Source organism: Vibrio sp. D173a, assembly GCF_030248475.1.
Map to the genome: position 1 here is coordinate 1 of NZ_JAHGAH010000053.1, position 20,458 is coordinate 20,458.

15 protein-coding genes are annotated in these 20,458 nt (G+C 45.7%); 4 read left to right on the forward strand and 11 right to left on the reverse strand.

Features of this window, described 5'->3' with window-relative positions:
- Nucleotides 1-412: helix-turn-helix transcriptional regulator (locus KIV40_RS06480; protein WP_285348340.1), on the reverse strand; the 412-nt coding region annotated here is incomplete at its 3' end.
- A gap of 161 nt (nt 413-573) precedes the next feature.
- On the opposite strand from KIV40_RS06480, the gene KIV40_RS06485 reads away from it, so the two are divergent.
- Nucleotides 574-1,377, forward strand: coding sequence for an EAL domain-containing protein (locus tag KIV40_RS06485; protein ID WP_285348342.1), 804 nt, complete (start codon nt 574-576; stop codon nt 1,375-1,377).
- 3 nt (nt 1,378-1,380) lie between these two features.
- Here KIV40_RS06485 and dsdC read toward each other — a convergent pair whose 3' ends face one another.
- The gene (gene dsdC, locus KIV40_RS06490) at nt 1,381-2,322 is read right to left on the reverse strand and encodes a DNA-binding transcriptional regulator DsdC (protein ID WP_045418318.1); all 942 of its coding nucleotides are present in this window, start codon (nt 2,320-2,322) and stop codon (nt 1,381-1,383) included.
- A gap of 210 nt (nt 2,323-2,532) precedes the next feature.
- Between dsdC and KIV40_RS06495 the strand changes: the two genes are divergently transcribed.
- A complete protein-coding gene (locus KIV40_RS06495) occupies nt 2,533-3,864 on the forward strand; it encodes a D-serine ammonia-lyase (protein WP_285348344.1) in 1,332 nt (443 codons plus the stop codon).
- A gap of 86 nt (nt 3,865-3,950) precedes the next feature.
- Here KIV40_RS06495 and cydC read toward each other — a convergent pair whose 3' ends face one another.
- The 6 genes from cydC to KIV40_RS06525 form a co-directional block, all read right to left on the reverse strand.
- Nucleotides 3,951-5,672 carry a cysteine/glutathione ABC transporter ATP-binding protein/permease CydC gene (gene cydC, locus KIV40_RS06500; protein WP_285348346.1) on the reverse strand — a complete coding sequence of 574 codons (1,722 nt, stop codon included), beginning with the start codon at nt 5,670-5,672 and terminating at the stop codon, nt 3,951-3,953.
- Complete coding sequence (gene cydD, locus KIV40_RS06505) at nt 5,665-7,452, reverse strand: cysteine/glutathione ABC transporter permease/ATP-binding protein CydD (RefSeq protein WP_285348348.1); 1,788 nt, start codon at nt 7,450-7,452, stop codon at nt 5,665-5,667. The genes cydC and cydD overlap by 8 nt, the downstream gene beginning before the upstream one ends.
- Nucleotides 7,453-7,555: 103 nt before the next feature.
- Nucleotides 7,556-8,515, reverse strand: a complete 960-nt coding sequence (gene trxB / locus KIV40_RS06510) for a thioredoxin-disulfide reductase (RefSeq protein ID WP_285348350.1) — start codon at nt 8,513-8,515, stop codon at nt 7,556-7,558.
- 281 nt (nt 8,516-8,796) lie between these two features.
- The gene (locus tag KIV40_RS06515) at nt 8,797-10,035 is read right to left on the reverse strand and encodes a cysteine desulfurase-like protein (protein ID WP_285348352.1); all 1,239 of its coding nucleotides are present in this window, start codon (nt 10,033-10,035) and stop codon (nt 8,797-8,799) included.
- Nucleotides 10,013-10,651, reverse strand: a complete 639-nt coding sequence (locus KIV40_RS06520) for a 2OG-Fe dioxygenase family protein (protein ID WP_255936861.1) — start codon at nt 10,649-10,651, stop codon at nt 10,013-10,015. The genes KIV40_RS06515 and KIV40_RS06520 overlap by 23 nt, the downstream gene beginning before the upstream one ends.
- Nucleotides 10,652-10,958: 307 nt before the next feature.
- On the reverse strand, nt 10,959-11,795 hold the full coding sequence (locus KIV40_RS06525; RefSeq protein WP_255984097.1) for a DUF2797 domain-containing protein: 837 nt from the start codon (nt 11,793-11,795) through the stop codon (nt 10,959-10,961).
- Nucleotides 11,796-12,133: 338 nt separating this feature from the next.
- Between KIV40_RS06525 and KIV40_RS06530 the strand changes: the two genes are divergently transcribed.
- Nucleotides 12,134-13,480 carry a GGDEF domain-containing protein gene (locus KIV40_RS06530; RefSeq protein WP_285348358.1) on the forward strand — a complete coding sequence of 449 codons (1,347 nt, stop codon included), beginning with the start codon at nt 12,134-12,136 and terminating at the stop codon, nt 13,478-13,480.
- A 177-nt stretch (nt 13,481-13,657) separates the two neighbouring features.
- Here KIV40_RS06530 and KIV40_RS06535 read toward each other — a convergent pair whose 3' ends face one another.
- The 3 genes from KIV40_RS06535 to KIV40_RS06545 all read right to left on the reverse strand — a co-directional run bounded on the left by KIV40_RS06535 (nt 13,658) and on the right by KIV40_RS06545 (nt 17,864).
- The gene (locus KIV40_RS06535) at nt 13,658-15,028 is read right to left on the reverse strand and encodes a DASS family sodium-coupled anion symporter (RefSeq protein WP_285348359.1); all 1,371 of its coding nucleotides are present in this window, start codon (nt 15,026-15,028) and stop codon (nt 13,658-13,660) included.
- A 246-nt stretch (nt 15,029-15,274) separates the two neighbouring features.
- A complete protein-coding gene (locus KIV40_RS06540) occupies nt 15,275-16,009 on the reverse strand; it encodes a vancomycin high temperature exclusion protein (RefSeq protein WP_134976579.1) in 735 nt (244 codons plus the stop codon).
- 166 nt (nt 16,010-16,175) lie between these two features.
- Nucleotides 16,176-17,864, reverse strand: coding sequence for an NAD-dependent malic enzyme (locus KIV40_RS06545; RefSeq protein WP_005533465.1), 1,689 nt, complete (start codon nt 17,862-17,864; stop codon nt 16,176-16,178).
- 236 nt (nt 17,865-18,100) lie between these two features.
- Here KIV40_RS06545 and KIV40_RS06550 point away from each other — a divergent pair, with 236 nt between their 5' ends.
- The gene (locus KIV40_RS06550) at nt 18,101-20,458 is read left to right on the forward strand and encodes a helicase-related protein (RefSeq protein ID WP_285348361.1); all 2,358 of its coding nucleotides are present in this window, start codon (nt 18,101-18,103) and stop codon (nt 20,456-20,458) included.

Sequence of the window (20,458 nt, forward strand, 5' to 3'; positions counted from 1 at the left end):
ACCCTAAAGATAGACTCGCAAAAAAGTGCTTTAAGCTGTTTAGATAATCATCCTGGCTGCTCTCGAGTAGCGGTGCCTCTAGGACATCTTTACATTGGGTCGGAGCCTCATAAGAATCACTCATTAATTTGGCCCAAGGAGACTTAAATCGATACTCAACGATCTCGTCAAAGATACTTTTATCTGGCTCCACTGGAAGAGAGCTAAGAAAAGGCATTAGATCTGTTGTCAGCACTCTGAGGACCTTGATCACTTTAACGGTAGTAGGGGCAGTGGTTCCTCTTTCCCAGCGGCTAATCGTTACAGGATCAATCGAAGCAAAATCAACGCTCGCAAGGTTTAACTTCGTCGCGAGCTCTTTTTGTGTCAGTCCAACCTCTTCCCGTAGTCGTTTTAGGTACTCCCTGAACATTCACTTCCTCACATCTCGAGCTCTGGATTAAGTTATTGATTGCTATGTCATTATAGGTTCCGCATAGCATAGCTCAAGAAATTGGCTTTTCTGATGCCTACTATTGTGCAATGCGCTCCGTTAATCTTTATATTAAACAATGATGGTAGAGGGTCATACTTATGAAAAATTCAACAAGGGAGGATGAATGTAAAACGGTCTTTGCAGATATACGCGAAGGTGCTTTTTATCCTATCTTTCAACCTATCTATGGGTTACAACGTGAAAACCAGATCGGTGCCGAGGTTTTAACTCGATGGAATAGACCGCGATGTAATGAAAAATCGTTCCGTTGCATCGAAGAAGAAGGCTACGCCAACTTTTTTACTCAGCGGCTATTTAAAAAGCTCTCTACCAGTTTGGGAGAGTTGCCTGAGTCTATTCGTTTTATTTCGGTTAATATTCCACCGTCTTATCTTTCAAGCCTATCCTTTTTTTCTGATGCGCTTCCGCTATTTAAAGCATGTAAGCGTTTTGGAGTGACACTTTGGCTTGAAATAACAGAGCAGACACAGTATCCCGCTGAGGTTTGGAACAGAGCCGTGTTTAAAACGAACCTGCAGTTATGCCAATGTTTGGGCGTTAAGATTGCTCTAGATGACTTTGGGCGTGATAACCATAGGGACGAGTCGATCATTCGCTATGTCGCACCTGATGTCATTAAACTCGACCGAAGCTTGTTGAGAAGACAGGGGGCTCAATACGAAAAGTTTTGGCAACGTTTGGCGAGTTGGAAGCTTCAATATAAATTTGATCTGGTTGCGGAGGGGATTGAAACCTCGGATGAGCTCAACTTTATTAAGAGTTTAGGCATTTGTTATGTTCAGGGTTATTACCTTCATAGGCCAGCTTTGGCAGCCGATTTTTGCCCTAAATTATGTGAGTATAAACCGGGCGTTGCAGCGCCCACAGCGTTGTGGGCTTAAAGATCAGATATTTCCAACTTGTTGATTTAGCCACGCAATAAAAAGCTCGAGCTTTCGAGAATGTTTTTCGTTAGCCGTAACGACATAATATTTCTGTTTGCATTGCAGAGTTTGGTTTTTAAAAGGGGTGATCAGTTCGCCGGATTTAAGTCGTTTTTCCACCAGCGATAATCGACCGATAGCAACACCCGCATTGTGCATTGCGGCACTGACGGCTAAATCGGATCGGTCGAATGAAATGCTTGGAATAGCGTCAATGTCTGTTATGCCATTTTCCTTTGCCCACAGCGTCCATTCATCGTGGTGGGAGTTGTAATCCCATGCTTGGTTGTCGTGAAGTAGGGTGGCGTTTACCAAATTCGCTGGCTGTTCAAATAGGTTAAATTGTTCTGCATACGCTTGAGTGCAGACCGGGATGATCTCTTCACTCATCAATTCTTTCGACCATAACTTTTCCGGTATCTGCTCATCGAAATAGATCGCAGCATCGATGCCATAGCCCTGGAAATTGACGTTCTCATTGCCAGTAAGAATATTGAGCTCGATGGAAGGGTGCTTTTGCTTAAATAGGTACAACCTAGGTACAAGCCAACATTGCGCAAAAGAAGGGCGAGAGTAAATCGTCAGCTCTCCGGAGACTTCGCCATTTCTGACTTCCATTACCTCTTGATTTAACTCGTTGAGTGTTCTGTTCAAAGCGAGGTAAATACGTTCCCCTTCTTCTGTGAGTGTGATTTTTCGGTGAGAGCGGGTAAATAAGGCAATGCCAAGTTCTTCTTCGAGCTTGTTGATACGGTGAGAGATGGCGCTGGGCGTCATGGAGAGTTCTTCTGCCGCCAGAGAAAATGAACTGTGTCGGGCTGCCACTTCAAAAGTATGAAGCTTGGAAAGTTGAAAACTATTGATGCGTTGGTTCTTGGCGAAAATATTGTCTCTGGTGTACATGTGCGTTATTGAGTCGAACTTGATAGAACACATAATAACGGCGTTGTTATAGTTGGGCTCATCTATGGGTCGAAAAATTCACTAAACGTCGTGTAAATCACGCTTTTGTTTAAATTCACTTCATCTAAAGGTGAGTTTTGATCGTTTGTCAGTTAAAGCATAGATTTGCTTTAATAGTGCTCATAGACAGTAATTTGCAGCTAGGAAAAGATGACAACCCATAACATATGTGCGCTCATAACCGAGTTCCCGTTAGTTAAACGGCTGATCGATTTAGAAGAGGTGGTTTGGTTCAACCCAAATATCACCACACTTGAAGAAGGTCTACCGTACGTTGGCTTAGGTGCTGCCAACATCAAAGACGCGAGTGAACGACTAAAACGCTTTGCTCCATACTTAATGAAAGCCTTCCCAGAAACGGCGGCTTCTGACGGAATTATTGAATCGAACGTTGTTGAAATCGACAAGATGAAGTCCTGTTTGGAAGCGCAATACGGCACTCAAATTCTTGGACGTTTGATGCTTAAAAAAGACAGTCATCTGCCTATCTCAGGTTCAATAAAGGCGCGTGGTGGCATCTATGAAGTGCTAACACACGCAGAGAAGTTGGCGATTGAAGCTGGGCTTCTAAATGCAAGTGATGACTACAGCAAATTGTTCAGTGAAGAGTTTCGTCAGTTCTTTCAGCAGTACAGCATTGCCGTAGGTTCGACAGGGAATCTCGGCATGTCTATCGGCATCATGAGTGCAAAACTCGGCTTCTCTGTATCGGTTCATATGTCAGCGGATGCTCGAGAGTGGAAGAAAAACAAGCTGCGTTCTCACGGCGTAAACGTGGTGGAGTACGAGCAAGACTACGGTGTTGCTGTAGAGCAGGGACGCAAAGAAGCAGAGAAAGATCCAACTTGCTTCTTTATTGATGATGAAAACTCTCAGACCTTGTTCTTAGGTTATTCCGTTGCAGGCGAACGCTTGAAGCAACAGTTTGATGATATGGATATCATCGTTGACGCGGAGCACCCTCTGTTCGTTTACCTACCTTGTGGGGTGGGCGGTGGCCCTGGCGGTGTGGCGTTTGGCTTGAAGATGGCGTTTGGTGACAACGTTCATTGTATCTTCGCGGAGCCGACACACTCTCCGTGTATGCTGCTTGGTGTACACACAAGCTTGCATGATGGTATTGCAGTACAAGATCTTGGTATTGATAACATCACTGCAGCTGACGGTTTAGCTGTAGGTCGTGCGTCAGGTTTTGTTGGCCGAGCGATGGAGAGACTGCTTGATGGTTACTACACCATCACGGATGAGCGCATGTATCACCATTTACGGGAGCTAAGAGAGCTAGAAAATATTCGTTTAGAACCATCAGCGTTAGCGGGCATGATTGGTGCGGTGCATGTTTCACAAGACCAAGCTTACCAAGCTCGAATGCAATTTAGTGAAGATAAGATGAAGAACGCCATTCACCTCGTTTGGGCGACGGGTGGCGGCATGGTACCGGAGGCTGAAATGTCGGCGTACCTTGCGAAATCTGGTCGATAATCGAGTTTGCTCTTGCTTTGGGAACTGCGAGAGTAAAAGAAAAGGGCTCATCAATGGATGAGCCCTTTGTTTATGTTAATTCCAGACTACAGAGATTGTAGTAGCTGGTGGTAACGACCTTTCTCAGTTAGTAGCGCTTGGTGGCTACCTTGTTCGATGATCTCGCCTTGCTCCATCAAACAGATGTTGTCCATGCTTTCTAGCTCAATCAAACGGTGGGTAATAAATACTACGGTCTTGTTCGCAAAGTGCTCTTTGAACAGTTCCATTACTGTTTGCTCGGTGCGTTTGTCCAGACCTTCGGTCGGTTCATCAAGAAGCAGGATTGGGGCATCACGCAATAGCGCTCGTGCAATGCCAATACGACGCTTTTCACCACCAGACAGTTGACGTCCACCATCACCTAACCAAGCATTTAATCCTGACTCTTCTAAGAGATTCGCCAAGTCCACTTTGGTCAGAATATCAGCGAGCTGCCCGTCCGTGGCTTCAGGGGCTGCAAGCAATAGGTTGTCACGCAATGTGCCATTAAGAACATCAACACGTTGGCTTACTACTGTGATTGCAGCGCGCAGATCAGATTCACTCCAATCTTGCAGAGGCGCACCACCGATGCTCACTTGACCTTGGTTTACATCCCAGTAGCGACAAAGCAATTGAATAAGCGTTGATTTACCTGAACCGGTTTGACCAACAATCGCCGTTTTTGAGCCCAGTGGCAGTGACAGTGTCAGGTCTTTCAGCACTTTTTGCTGACCATCAGGGTAGGTGAAATCTACCTTGCTGAACTCAATATCTAGCGGCTTATCTTCACGTTTAGATTGTTCTGGGAAGATAACGTCTGGTTCCGCTAAGGTGATTTCGTTCAATCGACGCGCTGATGTCAGTGTTTGACCTAGGTATTGGAAAGCCCCTGCGATTGGCATCAGAATTTCAAAGCTTGCCATGGTGGCAAATGCGAACAGCGCAATCCAAGGATCTGGCGCACGACCACCAACGCCATCCGCAGCAAACCACAGCATAGCAACGAGCGTTAAACCATTCGCTAGCATCAGCAGACCAGAAGCCATACCCGTTAGGTTAGCGTTGACGAACTGGTTGGATAGCAGTTGTTTTTGTTGTTCTAGAATTACGTTTCGGTAGCGCTCTTCTGCGCCAAATAAGCTCAGTTCGCTGTAACCTTGAAGCCAGTCCAGTGTCGCCACTCGTAGCTGTGCTTTATTTTGTGTCAGATGTTCGCCGTTATGTTTGCCAAGTTTGTAGAACAATACCGGCCATACCAACAGCATCACAGTCAGGATACCGCCAAGTAATAGGGCAAGATGCCAGTCAAAGAAAGCAAGCACTGCGGTTAGCGATAAGATACCGAATACGCCAACAATCAGAGGGCTGATAAGACGCAAGTACACGTGATCCATTGCATCTACGTCTGCCACTAGGCGGTTCAGTAGATCCGCATCACGCATGGTAGAAACGCGACCAGGGATCAGCGGTGCAAGCTTCTTGAAGAAGAAGATGCGTAGATCCGTCAGTAGCTTGAAGGTTGCATTGTGGCTAACAACACGTTCGCCCCAGCGGCCAGCAGTACGCGCCATCGCAGCGCCACGAACACCTGCGCCAGGCAGCATATAGTTAAAGGTCTCACGAGCAATGGTCAAACCCGCTACAGCTGCCGCAGAGATAAACCAGCCGGACAGCGTTAGTAGACCAACAGAAGCGGCCAGCGTCAGAAACGCTAGAAGCATCCCCAGAGACAAACCAAACCAGTGCTTTTTGTACAGTTTTAGATAAGGGAGTAAATCACGCATCTAAGTTCCCCTTGTCTGATTCACGTTGAGCTAGGTTGGCAGCCAACATTTCTTTAAATAAACCATCTTGCGATGCCAACGTTGCGTAATCACCACGTTGGACAATTTGTCCTTGTTGCATCACCAAAATCTGAGACACATTTTGCAGTGGTGCCAATTGGTGAGTGATCATCAAGTTTGTGGTGGATTCGGTGTATTTACCGATGCCTTCCATCACAAGTTTCTCGCTTCGAGCATCCAAGCTGGCGGTTGGCTCATCGAGTAACCAAAAACGCCCGTTTTGTAGCATCGCACGCGCAAGTGCAAGACGCTGTGCCTGACCAACAGATAAACCACCGGAGCGGTCAGAAATTTGGTAATCCAAGCCATGCATTTCAACAAACTCTGCGGCGTGGGAGTCGTTGAGTACCGAATGGACTTGTTGGTCTTGAATATCTTGCTTACCTAAGGTGACATTGTCACGAATGCTGCCGTGCAGAAGCATTGGGTTTTGCCCAATCCAACTGATGGCTTCACGCCATGTTGTTAGATCCAACTCAGACAATTCACAGCCGTTAATTTTCAAGCTGCCCTTGTATGGCATAAAACCAAGGATGGTATTCACTAAGCTGGTTTTACCTGCGCCACTTGGGCCGACTAGTGCCGTGCTTTGGTTGGCATCTAGGGAGAAAGATAGGGGACCAACAAGTTGCTTACCTTCAGGGCTGAAGATAACAAGATCGTTCGCTTCGATATAAATCGCGGCGTTTTGTTCAACAGCTTTGTGACCATCTTTTACTTGGTCAACGTCTAGCTCTAGGAATTCAACGATACTTTCTGCTGCACCGACCGCTTGTTGCTTCGCATGGTAGAAAGTGCCAAGGTCGCGAAGTGGTTGGTAGAACTCAGGCGCAAGGATAAGAATAAACAAACCTGCGAAGAGGGTTACACCAGCACCGTAGTAACCAAAGTTAAGTTCACCGATGTAGCTGAAACCGAAGTAAACCGCCGTAATCGCAATTGAAATCGAAGTGAAGAACTCAAGTACCGCAGAAGATAGAAAGGCAATCTTCAATACATCCATCGTACGTGTACGGAAAACTTCAGATGCCCCTTTTAATGTCTCGGTTTCTGACTTAGTGCGGTCAAACAAACGAATAGTAGTCATCGCTTGCAAACGGTCATAGAAGTGACCGGATAAACGTTGCAGAGCTTTAAAGTTTTTACGGTTTGCATCCGCGGCTTTCATGCCGACCAATGCCATAAACATAGGAACAAGAGGTGCAGTGACAAGGAATATGAGGCCTGCCGCCCAGTTGATTGGGAAAACCACCACTAGGATGATGAAAGGCACCAAAACAGATAATGACATTTGCGGGAGGTAGCGAGAGAAGAAATCTTGCATATCCTCTACTTGCTCTAAAATCAACGTTGCCCAGCTACCTGCTGGCTTGCCTTTGATATAAGCAGGACCAAGTTGGTGGACTTTATCGAGAATCAGTTGACGAATATAAACGCGGATTTGTTCGCCGCAACGGTAACCGGCAATTTCGCGCCCCCAAGTACAGGCCGCGCGACCGACAACGGTGACACCCAATCCGACGAAGTGCCAAACAAGTTCACTCTTGTCGACATGCTCGATGATTAATTGGTGAAGAATGGAGGCGAGCAGGGCTGCTTGAGCCAATAAAAACATGCTTGATAGTACGCCTAGGCCTATCGCAACCATCAGCCAGCGCTTGGCCAACTTACTCTGTTGCTTAAGCCACTTATTCAAGCTGCTTTGCTTTTTCTTATCCATCGTGAAGGCTTAATGATAATTGTTTTAATGAGGCGCTAGTATACAAAAGAAAACCCAGCGGGAATACCGCTGGGCTTTAAGGATATGACACAAATGTGAAAAGTTATTTGTCAGTAAGCGCGTCTAGGAAACGTTCTGCATCCAATGCTGCCATACAACCTGTACCAGCAGAAGTAATCGCTTGGCGGTAGTTATGGTCCATTACGTCACCTGCAGCAAACACACCTTCGATGCTAGTTTGTGTTGCATTACCTTCAAGGCCTGATTGAACGAGGATGTAACCATCTATCATGTCTACTTGGCCTTCGAAGATTTGCGTGTTTGGCTGGTGGCCGATCGCGATGAATGCGCCCATTACTGCTAGATCCTCAGTCGCACCGCTGTTCACGTCTTTGATGCGAACACCTGTTACGCCCATGTCGTCGCCGAGTACTTCATCTAGTGTGCGGTCTGTGTGAAGAACGATATTGCCGCTTTCAACCTTATCCATCAGACGCTTTACAAGGATCTTCTCTGCGCGGAATGAATCACGACGGTGGATCAGATGAACTTCTGATGCAATGTTTGATAGGTAAAGCGCTTCTTCAACTGCCGTGTTACCACCGCCCACAACCGCAACTTTCTGATTGCGGTAGAAGAAACCATCACAAGTTGCACAAGCTGAAACGCCGCGACCTTTAAATGCTTCTTCAGATTCAAGACCTAGGTATTTCGCTGATGCACCTGTCGAGATGATCAACGCATCACAAGTGTACTCACCAGAGTCACCTTTTAAACGGAATGGACGTTGAGACAATTCCACTTCGTTGATTTGATCGAACACGATTTCTGTTTCGAATCGTTCTGCGTGCTCTTTCATGCGTTCCATCAACCCTGGGCCAGTAAGACCTTCTGCGTCACCAGGCCAGTTTTCTACTTCAGTAGTGGTCGTTAGCTGACCACCTTGCTGCATTCCCGTTACTAGCACAGGGTTTAAGTTAGCACGCGCTGCGTAGACTGCTGCGGTGTAACCTGCTGGGCCAGAACCAAGAATTAATAATTTACAGTGTTTTACGTCGCTCATTATGGCTCCATAGAGGGCTGAACATTTTCTCCGATTGTATGGAAATTTTATTTATTTTTAAAGGGGGAAGGCAATGGCTTAGTGTTTGTCCTTTAAATGCAAGGTTATCTATCAATAACTCTCCAAATTGCAGCATTAATGCCTTAGTCACGGATACCTATTACTTTCTTAGAGAAGATAAAAATATATTTTTTAGAGGGTAAGGATTTATATATAGTCGCTATCATGGCATCGGCGGAATGACAAAAAGCCGACAAGTGAGTCGGCTTTCCTTGAGTGGGCTAGAGTATAGTCTTTAGCGTATTAAATAAGTGCTCAATTTCTTCCTCGGTATTATAATGCATCAACCCGACCCTGAGAATTCCACCTTTATCTGTAATCTTTAATGCATCTGTCAGCTTGTCTGCGTAAAGATGACCACTCCATGTGTATATCTCATGCTCCCCTAAAAATGATGCTATTTCGACTGGGTTTCGATCACCAAATCTAAGGGCGAATGTCGCTGTCCTATTATTTACACTTGGTTCTCCAAACAATTCAATTTGTGGGAGCTCTTCCAAATGGTATAGAAATTTTTCCATGAGTACATTTTCGTAGGAACCGATATTCTCATAACCGCTAATTAATTTATCTCTAAGGTTAGCACCAGTGCCTAGTGATGCTAAGTAATCTATCGTTGAAGAGAAGGCGGAAAGTGCTTCGAAATTAAGGGTTCCAGTCTCCCAACAGTTTGGGGAGTATGATGGTGCTGGCTCAACCTTGTAAGGAGTGTAATGTTCGAGCGCAGCCTGACGACCATAAAATACACCTAGATGCGGGCCAAAGAACTTATAGGCAGAGCCTGCCACAAAGTCGGCACCGAGTGAGGTGACGTCCATAATCTTGTGAGGTAAAAGATGCACTGCATCAATGAAGACAACACTGCCGTTTGCTTTACCCAGGCGAGTTATTTCTTCAATATCTACAAGAGTTCCAGACAAGTTACTTGCCGCAGTAACAGCGACTAAACGGGTTCTCTCGTTAAGCATTCCCGCGTATGCTTCGAGATCAAGATTACAAGTTTTGTCCAATATTGGGATATAGTGGATTTTTACACCTTTGTCTTGGGCGGCCATGACCCAAGAAGAACGGTTAGAACCGTGGTCAGCGGTGCTCAGAATAATTTCATCACCTTCTTTCCAATCTTGGCTGATTGCTCGACTAAAATGAAATGTCATTGAAGTCATGTTTGCACCGAAGACTATTTCTTCTTTTTTTTCAGCGCCGAACAAGGCTGCTGCCTTTTCACGGCAAGTGTCAACTAATTCGCCAGTTTTTCTACTTACTGAAAAGTGACCTCCAAGATTAGTATTGCCTTCCTTGAGGTAGTTAGCGTAACTCTCTATAACGCTTCGTGGCTGCTGTGCTCCGCCTGGTCCGTCGAAATAAATCGGCGAAGCATCTAAACTCTCGCTTTTCAGTGCTGGGAATTCTTTACGAAGCTCCTCAATCTGCGAATTAAGCGGTGAAAACAAAGACATCTCTCACTCCTTTTTTGCCTTCAATACTAGATAAGGTTTCAGATATATGATGGAAGAAACGTTTATCGTTCAGAATGACGAACTGGTTTTCTTCAAGAACGGTATTCATATGGGGATGTTGGTCGACTGGTGACGAATAGATTTGAGTGTATCCCCCGGAAATATTCTCTCTTCTAACACAGAATATTCCGACGTAGTTAAAACCATCTTGATGGATCCCTTCAGGAGCAGGAGCGCTTGTTGAATCGTGATCACAAGTGACTCGAATCTGGTGGACATCTACGACAGAGTGATCGTCTATTGCACCTGTTCTTTCCATAAATGATTTAAGTAGGTGTTGAAATTCTTCAGTCTCTATCATTTCTCGAGACATTTCAGAAAAGTCCCGTTCTACGCCACCAAGAACTCGGTTGATATCAGCAGACTGTATGAATTTAGAGTGGGGAAGCCTTATAATTTCTTTGTCTTCAGACTGAAAACGAGCGTACGTACGGAACCTATGACCACTATTTATGTACTTATCTGGTGGGAGCAAGTCAAAGTACGGTGAGACACCCGTGGAAACTTCACTGGGTACTTGAAACGCCTCCAGCAAGAATTTGTTTTCAAACCTCATTCGATATCCTTATCATATGTTGTGTTAATTTATTGTTAACAGTCGATATGATATATCGTCAATGAACTAGGTTTCAACGTAATTTGCTAAAAAGGGTATAAATTTCAGTTTTTTGACTGTTTAAATGATAATTTGGAGCTTTGTTCTGATTTTTAGGGTTTATATGAAGTATATTGCTGGTTTGGTGTCTTGGTTTGGTATATATGACCGAAATGATGAAAATATTTTGAGAGTTGGCAAAAGTGAAGGAGCGAGCTGTGAGTCACGCTCCTTCTTTATCAAATGATAATTGGCGATAAAACCTCTGTTAACTCTGGATGTATTCGCTCACTTCAACCTCATAAGAGGTGAACTTACGCACGTTGATCACGCCAGTATCAAAGATCAGGTATTGGCCTTTAATGCCTTGCAGCGTACCCGTAACAACTGGGTTTTTATCGAAGTTGTGCGAGGTGATTTTAGTCGGATGCTGCTGAACCGGATAGCTTAAAGAAGTAATGCTTTCGCTTAACACTTCAATTGCGTCATCACCATACTGCTGTTTAATCTCAGCGATTTTGTCTTCTACTAATGGCAGCAGTTCTGCAAATCGATCTTGCAGTTCAATTGGGTCGCCATCGCCTTTCAGCAGCGTTCGCCAGTTTGTCTTATCAGCAATGTGTTTCGCTAATTCGATTTCAATCAAGCCAGAGATATGACGAGTTTTCACTTTGAAGATAGGCAGACCTTGAGTCGCGCCTTGATCGATCCAACGCGTTGGAATTTGCGTGTGGCGCGTGATGCCCACTTTTAGACTCGAAGTATTCGATAGGTAAACGAAGTGGTCCACCATGCAATTCTCTTCACCCCATTGCGGCTCACGGCAGGTGCCTTGTTCGTAGTGGCAAGTTTCTGGCTTCATGATGCACATGTCGCAACTCGCCAACTTCTTCATGCAAACAAAGCAGTGGCCTTGGGAATAGCTCTTCTTGGTTTTCTTACCACAAGAACAACAATAGATATTTCCTGTGTGAGTTAGAGTGAGGGTTTTTCCAAGAAACGGACTCAAATCCACTTCTTCTTCACCCACTGGCAGCCGGTAGCTTACTGCACCATCTAGAGAAGCACGCATTTTGTTTAGCGTGCCTGTAGCAATTATTGACATGACATTACTCATTATTGTGTTTTTGACCAGTATATACCGAAGTAAAGAAGAGAGGCATAAGAAAGCGGCGCTGAAATGGAATTGAAGCGTGTTCGCTGCCTTTTTAAACACCTACCTTTGAGCAGCGTGAAATGCTTCGCAAATAAGAATTAACGCGAACATCCTTACAGACTTGAACCAAAATCACATTTAGTTTTTAAGGGAGATGTATTGAAAACGAGATTGTGAGTCAAAAATCACTCTTTAGCTTGATAAATAACTTTATTTGAATTGTTAAAAAACTTTCAGTACATTGCACCACATAAACAGTGCAGTGGTTAGTAACTAGGTCTATCATTATGAAGTGGATACATAAATTAATCTTTGCATTGTCGATATGCACCATCAGTTTGGTGGCGCTTTACAGTTTGCTTGGTGATACTCGTAAACTGCTTGTGACACCAGACTTGTTCAATATCCACGCAACAAACGATGCAGCCGCTGGTGGCCTTAGCGAGTCTGACATTACCTACCAGAATCACAGCCTAGTGTTGAACTGTGATTTGAAAGAGAGCAAATATGCATGGCCATACTGCGGAATCTCAGTCTATACCGATGTAAAGGAAGCAACAAAAGGGCTCGATCTTTCTAGTTACCATACCGTTCGTCTTAAAGTCCGCCATGAATCGGCAGGGAAGGGAGAGAACCCTAGTAAGAACTTACGTTTGTATTTGAGAAACTTTAACTCGGCTTACTCTGATCCAAACGATGAGTACACCATTAAATACAATGGCATGCAGTTTTCTCCGTCAGATTTCAGTGAGATCATCGAAATCCCAATTGCAAACCTTCAGGTGATGACATGGTGGTTGAATGACAACGATGTCGCGATTGAACATTCCGCCCCGGAGTTCTCCAATATCACCCGAATTGATATCGCAACCGGAGCGGGTGCCGCTCTTGGTAACCACAAAATTGTAATCGACAAAATCGAGTTCGAAGGGGCATACATAGAGCAGTCGACACTGCTGTTTGCTTTGTTATTCTCATGGATGGCGCTGGGGTTAGCATTCTCACTACAAGAAATGCGTAAAAATAAAATCGCATACAACAAAGTACGGAAACGCCACCGCCATTTTGAGAAGGTGAATTCGACGCTTCGTACACAAAATTATGAATTTGCGGAACTGGCTCATCGCGATGCTTTAACTGGTGCGATGAACCGCCACGCGGTACAAAGTTGGCTAGATCAGCAAGCACGACAAGTTCGATGGGGGCATGACTCGTTCTCCATTCTTTACATGGACTTGGATAAGTTTAAACGTGTTAACGATAAATATGGCCATCAGATGGGCGATGATATCTTGCGTGAGTTTGTGATGGTGATTGCAAGCTCAATCCTACCTGAAGACCGCCTTGTTCGTTGGGGAGGGGAAGAATTTGTGGTCTTCTGTCCGAACACGAATATCGAACAAGCCGTTAAAAAAGCGGAATTGATCAGAGAGAATGTTGAGAAGCATCTTTGGGTGCATGGTGAGCTTTTGACGTGCAGCATTGGTGTTGCTCAAATGCAGAATGAGCGTGTTTCTGAAACCATGGCGCGTGCCGATGAAGTCTTGTATTTAGCCAAACGTAACGGCCGAAATAGAATAGAGGTGAACTACGGTATGCAAAAGCAATCTGAAGCGGCAATTGAGGCTTCATAGAAAAAAGGTTGCCGACCGACCACCAAAAGGGAACTGCTGAACATGACTAGGGGTAGTAGTTAGGTATTCGGGTGATTACCAAGGACAGCAGTCGTAGTGCTGGTTTGAAAAGAGAGCGGCGTTCAAACGTCGCTCTCTTTATTTTAGTCAGGACAATGTTTTATCAAAACCGTGTGTTTACCAGAACAACCAAGCGAATAGCGTTAGTGCACCGATACATGCAACGTTCAGCACCATACCGATTCGCATCATCTCTTTCTGTTTGATATGACCCGTCGCAAATACAATCGCGTTAGGTGGCGTTGCTACTGGCAACATGAATGCACAAGATGCAGCTACAGCAATCAGTGCTGAAAGAATGACTGGCGATAGACCAAGTGCTTCTGCAATGGTGGCAAATACTGGCACCAATAGCGCCGCACTTGCTGTGTTACTTGCAAACTCTGTTAAGAAAACGACGAATGCGACAACGGCTAAGATAGTCAGTAGTACGCCTGCTTGCTCTAGGAAACCAGCTAGACCGTTAGCTAAGAATACGCTTGTGCCTGTTGCTTTAAGGACGTTACTTAGACAAATACCGCCGCCGAATAGGATCAAAACACCCCAGTCAGTCGTCTTCTCAATGTCTTTCCACTCTACAGCGCGAGAAGCACCAAGCAAAAGAATCGCACCAATCGCCACCAAAGTATCGAACTTCGCGAAGCCGCCCAGCATGGCGTTAATTGGTTTGCTGAAAATCCAGAATGTTACTGTTAATAGGAAAATCGCCAGCGTGATCTTCTTACCGTTTGTCCACTCAACAGGTTTGTGGTCAAGTTCGAATTGATGACTTAAATCCGGCTTGGTCATCACGTAAAGCACTAAGATTGCGATAGGCATAAGAATCAATGAAATCGGCAAGCCAAGTTCCATCCATTCAGTGAAGCTCAGACCAACTTCTGCCGCTGCGAATGCGTTTGGTGGGCTACCAACCAGTGTTGCGATACCACCAATCGACGCACTGTAAGCGATACCAAGTAGCACGAATAGGTAAGTGCTGTGACTCTTCTTCGCATCTAGTTTGCTCATTACACCAAGAACCAAAGGCAGCATCATCGCTGTTGTTGCGGTGTTAGAGATCCACATTGATAGGCCAGCGCTCACACCAAACAACATGAAGACCGCGACAGACATCTTACCGCGCGCAATCAGCAATACCTTGTCGGCAATCGCTTGATCGAGTTTTTGCTTGTGAAGCGCGGCGGCGAGTGCGAAACCACCCAAGAACAAGAAAATGATCGAGTTGGAGAAGTTGTTCAATGCGGCTTGGGTATTGAATACGCCTAAGAACACCGCGAGTAACGGGATTAATAGGGCCGTGATGCTTACGTGAATGGCTTCCGTCAACCAAAGTACGGCAACGAAAATCAAAATACATAAGCCGGTTACGACTTGAGGCTCAAAGGGTAAGGTGTTGAACAGAATAGCGAACAGCAGGACATTAGACGTCAATATCATGCTGTTGCGTGTGAAGAACCAGTTCTTCAATGTCACAGCGAGTGCGGTCATGGTTGTGCTCCTTTTGCATTGCCTTAGTGTTGGTTTTTTATGGCAAAGTAACTGACTTGTAGTTATTTATTGATTTAAATGTTACTGCGAATGCGAAAGGGTGTTTTGTCTGAATCGGCGGCGGAGTAAGAAAGTGTGAGGTTGAGAATTGGAAATGGGTAGAAATCTACCCATTTACTTTTAATGAATTGTTATCGAGGTGTTGTATTGAACAAGGATGTTGAAAGAAGCGACACTTTGCTCGACTCACTCAACCGGGATATTGCGTTCGTTGTCGATGGCTTCCTGCTTTTCTTCCACTGCAACGATTGGCTCTTGAGGGCCAAGGAAGCGCGGTTGCGTATTCATGATGTACAAGTCCAAAAATGCTTTCACGCGTGCCATAAGTTCACGTGTTCTCATATTTAGTTTCTGCTTACTCGCTGTTGGGCCCGCTACGGCCAAACACTGTGCATCGATATTATAAGCATCAGCAATAAACAGAGCGCGCTCACAATGGAATCGTTGCGTGACAATCAAGAAACGCTCGGAGCCGAAAATCTTTTTAGCGCGCACGATGGAATCTAAAGTACGAAATCCTGCATAGTCGAGATGAATCACTTCTTCTGGCACACCCGCTCTGAGTAAATCGCGCTTCATCGTCCAAGGTTCATTGTAAGAGCGATGTGCGTTGTCTCCACTCAACAAAAACTGCTTCACTTTTCCTTGTTTATACAGCTCGATAGCGGCGTTGATTCTGTGGGTGTAATAAGTATTGAGGATTTTCCCAATGTACTTACTGGTGCCAAGTACGACTGCGACTTCGTGCTCTGGTACTTGTTCGTAGTCGGTAAAGATTTCTTCTTGCGCTTGCAGCACGACCCAACGGTCAATGGCGATAACGGTGACCAAGAGGCCGAGTAAAGAGATCGACAAAACCAAAGCCAGACGCTTCCATGAGAACTTGAGCTTCCAGTTTGACTTTATGCGAGAAAACAGCAAAACGTTCGATGTCCTTATTTCAATGTGTATCCCTCATCATATCTGATAGAAATGAAAAGAGAGAAGCCCATTTATGCCAAAATATGGTTAGGATGAGAAAAAAAAGCATAAAAAACAAAAGCCCCCGCAATGCGAGGGCTAAATATTATACAAAGCGTAGCAAAATTTAGAATGCTGTGCGTTTGTAACGACGGTAAACCGGCTGCCAGAATGCTTGGTCAATGGCATCGTTTAGCGCTTCATCGGTGATTTCTAGCGCAACGCCTTGTTCAATCGCTTTCTTCGCTACAGCGAATGCAATCTTCTTAGATACCAAGTGAATTTCTTCTAGTGGCGGAAGTAGGGCACCGTTGCCGTTGATAGCCAATGGCGAACATGTTGCCAATGCACGGCTTGATTCCATCAACATTTCGTCCGTTACGCGCTTGGCATTCACTGCAAGTACACCTAGGCCAATACCAGGGAAGATGTAGCTGTTGTTACATTGTGCGATTGGGTAAGAGCGACCTTCATGAACCACTGGCTCAAATGGGCTACCAGTTGCTACTAGTGCCTCACCGTTTGTCCAACGAATGATGTCGTTTGGTGTTGCTTCTACGCGGCTCGTTGGGTTCGATAATGGGAACACGATCGGACGCTTGCAGTGTTTGTGCATCTCTTTGATCACTTCTTCGCTGAAGAGGCCTGGAGCACCCGATACACCGATCAGTATAGTAGGCTTAGCGTTGTGCATCACATCAAGAAGTGAGAAGCCATTTCCTTCATTTTCCCACTTCTTCGTATTATCGAACTTCTGAACTAGGCGCTGTTGGAAATCAAGAAGGTTAGGCATGCCTTCTTGCAGTAGACCCCAACGGTCAACCATGTAAACTTGTGAACGTGCTTTCTCATCAGAAATCCCTTCCGACACCATTTGTGCGATGATCGCTTCAGCGATACCACAACCTGCTGAGCCAGCACCCAAGAAAGTAATACGTTGATCAGACAGCTTAGTACCTGCCGCTTTACATGCCGCAAGTAGAGAACCGACGGTTACCGCCGCTGTACCTTGAATATCGTCGTTGAAACAACAGATGCGGTCTTTGTAGCGCTCTAGAAGTGGCATTGCGTTTTTCTGTGCAAAGTCTTCGAACTGGATCAGGGCATCTGGCCAACGGCGTTGTACTGCTTGGATAAACTCTTCAACAAACGCATCGTAATCTGGACCAGTGATACGCGGATGACGCCAGCCCATGTACATAGGATCGGCTAGACGTTGCGGATTGTTAGTGCCCACATCCAGTACGATTGGTAGTGTGTAGGCTGGGCTGATACCGCCACACGCTGTGTAAAGAGAAAGCTTACCGATTGGAATACCCATGCCGCCGATACCTTGGTCACCCAAGCCCAAGATACGTTCGCCATCCGTTACCACGATAACTTTAACGTTGTGGTTTGCTGCATTGTTTAGCAGGTCATCGATACGGTCACGGTTCGGGTACGAGATAAACAGACCACGGCCACGACGGTAGATGTTTGAGAAGTTCTCACACGCTGCGCCAACGGTTGGTGTGTAGATGATCGGCATCATCTCAGAAATGTGGTTTTGAACTAGGCGGTAGTATAGCGTTTCGTTCGTGTCTTGGATGTTGCGTAGGTAAATGTGCTTGTCCATGTCACTTTCAAAGCTTTTGTACTGTTGGTACGCACGCTCTACTTGTTCTTGGATGGTTTCAGTCGTCTCTGGTAGAAGACCTTCCAAGTTGAATGAACTACGTTCTTCTCCGGAGAACGCACTGCCCTTGTTCAAAAGAGGGGTCGCTAAAAGAGCCGGACCCGCATATGGGATATAGAGTGGGCGCTTGTCGTTGTTCATTGGGAGCCTTAAATGTAGGGTTGAAGGATGCGTGCAAAATTCTAACGGGTTCACTATTTAGTTGTAAACATTCGTTGATGTACATCAACGTAATGTCGCAAAAAAATCCAATTACCGACCAAAATATCGTCACTAAAACGACAATACTGTCATTAATTAGTCAGAAGCGATTCCTAAAGCAGGAATTTCTCACTCAGGTATAATGCCTTGCAATCCACTATCACGTCCTATCTTTTATGTCCCAATTACCTATCGATTGCTTACAAGCTGAATTTGACCAACTCGTGAATCACCACCATTTAGTGGTAGAAGCCGAAACCGGTTCTGGTAAATCCACACGCTTGCCGCTTTGGGCGGCCAATCACGGCCGAGTATTGGTGATTGAGCCACGTCGAATTGCTTGCACATCCTTAGCCGAGTTTCTTGCCGAGCAATCCGGCCAACCACTTGGTAAGAAGATTGGTTACGCGATTAAGCTTCATGCACACTACGATGAAAACACCAATGTCGTGTTCGTGACACCCGGTGTTGCACTACGTTGGTTCGCGGAAGACAAACTGGCTAGCTTCGATATCGTGATGGTGGACGAATTTCATGAACGCCGCTGGGACATTGATCTCCTTACGGCGATTTTAAAGCAAGAAAAACAGCACCGTTTGATTGTCACGTCAGCGACCTTAGAGGGTGAAAAACTGGCGAACTATTTGGATGCCAAACGGCTGCGCTCGGAAGGTCGTTGTTTTCCTGTTACCGTTACCCATCGTTCACTGGATAGCCGTTACTTGCCGAACAAAAAGGGTTGCGAGAACGATGTTGTTCGCACGGTGAAAGAAGCTTTAGAAGATGAAGAGGGCGATATTCTCGTTTTCTTACCGGGTCGTAAAGAGATCACTCAATGTTCACAGATGCTGCAAAACCTTGATGATGTGCTGGTGGTGAAGTTACATGCGTCAGTCAGTGATGAAGAACGACACCGTGCATTGACAGTACAAAAGCAACGCAAAGTGGTGTTGGCAACCAACGTCGCGGAAACCTCTCTGACCATTCCAAACATCCGCGTCGTGATCGACAGTGGCTTGGAACGTAGAACCGTACAACGAAATGGGCGAACAGCACTGACGTTAACCAACATTTCTAAAGCCAGTGCGGCGCAGCGAATGGGGCGGGCAGGTCGTGTTGCTGAAGGGGCGTGTATTCGCTTGTTTGGTGAGCATGCTCCGTTGGAACTGGTGACGCCACCTGAATTGCACCGTGAAGAACTTGTAGAGCCAATGCTCGCTGCGGCTTGTTGTGGTTATAGACTTTCCGAACTTACCTTCCTCGATTCTGTACCTGAAAAGTCACTCAACTCCGCACTCCAAACCCTGCAAGGGATGGAGGCGATAGACGAGCAAGGTGACATCACCGAACACGGTAAAAAAGTTTACCCTTTACCAATTGATGCCTTATTTGCGGATTTAGTGACTCGTATCCAGACCAAATCAGAAAAAGAAGCAATGATCGACTTAGCAGCAGCGCTGTCTGTACCCGCTCAATTGTATCAATTGCAAGGTGGGGAGTCGGCGGAAGCATTAGCACAAGAAGAGCCATTTGGCTGCGATGCCTCGTTGATGATTCGTTTGGTGCGAGGGGAGCCGCTTCCTGGCGTTAATGTTGATGCGAGCGTGCTTGATGAAGCGCAAGGTTTAGCAAAACAAATGCGAGAAGTGTTTGAATTGCCGGATCTTGAAGTCGCGTCGCGATACAAACGTAATGAGTTGACCAAAGCCATTGCCACGTTACATCCAGAACTTGTATTTGTGCGCCGAGAACGACGTCGTGACGCGCTAGGCAATGGCTTGATGGAAATGATGGTCGGGCGCAATAGCCGGTTTCCTGAAAAAAGCGAAGCAGCATTGGTGCTAGATAGTCACAGCGTGCCCGGACGAGGCGTAAAGCAGACTTTTAACCTTGCCTCTGTAATGCTGCCCGTTTCACTTAAGTTGTTGCGTGAATTAGAACTTGGCGAGTGGCAGCAAGGCGAAACCAATTATGATGAAGAAGCGCCGCGAGCGACCATGCATTTGACCTATGCTGGGCGAACCATTTGCACGGAATTCCAAGCGCTTGAAGGTGATGTAGCCGTTCAGTCCATCGTGGCTATGATTGAAGCCGAAACGCTACTGCCGGGTTTTGCCCCGTTAAGAAAACAGCAAATACAACATTGGAAAATTTATAACGCGCTTGGATTAAATCCTGAGCCTGTTGATAAAGCAAAGCTTGATGGTTTGTCGCTTTCAACTTGGCTCGTGGAACAGTTAGAAACGCTTGGCGTGGAAAGCATGGAGGACATTGAACTGTTTGAAGCGGACGATATCCCATTCGAAGGCATTCCTGATTGGGAGTATCAGGACTTTGCAGAGCAATTTCCGCTTAAACTGCTGTTGGCTGAATTAAAACTCGACGTGGAGTACTTCGTGTCTCGCAAGTTGGTTCATGTTATTTATACCGATGGCAATCGAAAGGGGGACCCTAAACGCTGGGAGCTACCTCGTTGGTCTGGTTGGAAAGTGCAGTACAAAAAAGCCAGTCGTGTGCTAACTCCTATCAATTAA